Source organism: Vibrio sp. 10N.222.48.A3, from assembly GCF_041475345.1.
In the GTDB taxonomy this organism is placed as follows: Bacteria; Pseudomonadota; Gammaproteobacteria; order Enterobacterales; family Vibrionaceae; genus Vibrio; species Vibrio tasmaniensis_A.
In genome coordinates this window covers 1-1,593 of the sequence record NZ_JBFRVX010001629.1, presented here as the reverse complement: position 1 = coordinate 1,593, position 1,593 = coordinate 1, and the positions used below count along the sequence as shown (strand labels likewise).

Here is a 1,593-nt window from a genome sequence, read left to right as displayed (position 1 = left end):
GGTTCTCACTGAAGCCAATGAATTGGAATGAAGGGAGCAACTTAATAGTTGTGGACTGGTTTGTAGAGAAAAATAAGATCAGTCAGCTAAAAGAACTGTACAAGTTTTTCTTATCATCTACGAATCTTACTCTTGGTGAAGTGAATATTTGTATTCGGGATACTCAAGGAAATATAATTAAAACAAACAAACGGAGTCTGTATGGGTATTGAACTACTGAAAACATATAAGCTAGTTGGAACGCATAACACTCCGAGTGTAGGCAATGACTTGCCAGAAGAGTCCTTTGTTTCATTTTATGCTTATAAATTAAACGAAACTGAAGTTGTTTGGATTAATAGAAATCTAATTGAAGAATACAACATAGCGTTTGATGAAAATTTTCTTAAAGGAGAGTTGATTGACAATTTTAGCTACGTATCCAAAGGATATGCTAAGAAACAAAGAATGGAAATTAATGATAAAAAACAGTTCATGGCAGATCAATATGGTTCTCGACATGAGGTGTGCAACGGTGGTAGCGCTAGATGTGGATTAAACGGACATTTTCAAATTAAAGGTATTGGGCCCAACCCTTTAGTCGCTACGAATATATCTGAAAGTCACTCACATGGCAAATTATTTATTGATGAGGCTATTAGTGAAGCGATTTGGGGCGAGATTTGTCATAAGCATTTACCTTACGGAGCAATACGAACGTTAGCCATTATCAAAACCAATACAAAGCATAAATTTGGATATTTAGATGAAGCCCCTTACAAACACTGTGCTTTAGCAATAAGGGAAGTTTCAGTACGTCCCGCACACTTTGAGCGATGCACATTTTTCTGGCCAGCGGTGAATTATAGTTATCTTCGTGATAATGATGCTAATCGTGTGAGGAAGGCTTTACCTTACCTATCCAAGTTTCTGTTAGGTGGGGTTGAGGGTGCGTCACTTAGTGATGCTTTCAATAAAATGATTGATCGACTGGCCTGCCAGATTGCAGCATCGAGAGTTAAAGGTATTCCACATGGCTCTTTAACGAGCTCGAATATATCGGTTGACGGTCGATTTTTGGACTTTGGCACTATAACAGCTGTACCCGATTTCGGTAACTATGTACTGGCAAATGGTGTCGGGGCTGTATGGGATGACCATGCGCTCATCGAATCATGGCTCGTTAACTTCATTGATACTCTTAATCATTACTCGGAGGGCGACTTGACTCCAACTCAAGTTCGAGAGCACTCGTTTGGGTTTACAAGGTTACTTGATGAATATGAGAACAAGTTTTTGTTAATTGAGCTAGGGATTAAAGAACATTCAGGTTCTAATTTACAACAAGCGGGTCGTTTGAAAGAGCGACTAAAAAATGAGGATCGTAAGGTGATTACTCGTTTTAATGATCAAGAATTTCGAGAGAGCGTTTTAATAGAAGCAAAGAAACTTGGTCTTGATGTTAAGTCTGTTGAGTTCCCTTTACGAGATGCTAAATATTCAGCATTTTCCCTGCTTCAAGGCCACTTGAATACTAAGTACGACTATCAAACTGTTAGTCGCCTTGTTAATTGTTACTTAGCGTAAGTGAGATAGTTATGGTTGATGTAATTG

General features: G+C 38.4%; 1 protein-coding gene and 1 pseudogene. Both read left to right on the top strand.

The features are described 5' to 3' along the window. Positions 1–212, top strand: a pseudogene (locus tag AB4653_RS28140) (toxin-activating lysine-acyltransferase); the annotation flags it as partial. Continuing rightward, a complete protein-coding gene (locus AB4653_RS28135; protein WP_102257972.1) occupies positions 202–1,566 on the top strand; it encodes a protein adenylyltransferase SelO family protein in 1,365 nt (454 codons plus the stop codon). The pseudogene AB4653_RS28140 and the gene AB4653_RS28135, both read left to right, overlap by 11 nt. The last annotated feature ends 27 nt before the right edge of the window (positions 1,567–1,593 follow it).

Coding starts and splice junctions, on each gene's coding strand:
- AB4653_RS28135 (WP_102257972.1), top strand. CDS start 202: ATGGGTATTGAACTACTGAAAACATATAAGCTAGTTGGAACGCATAAC.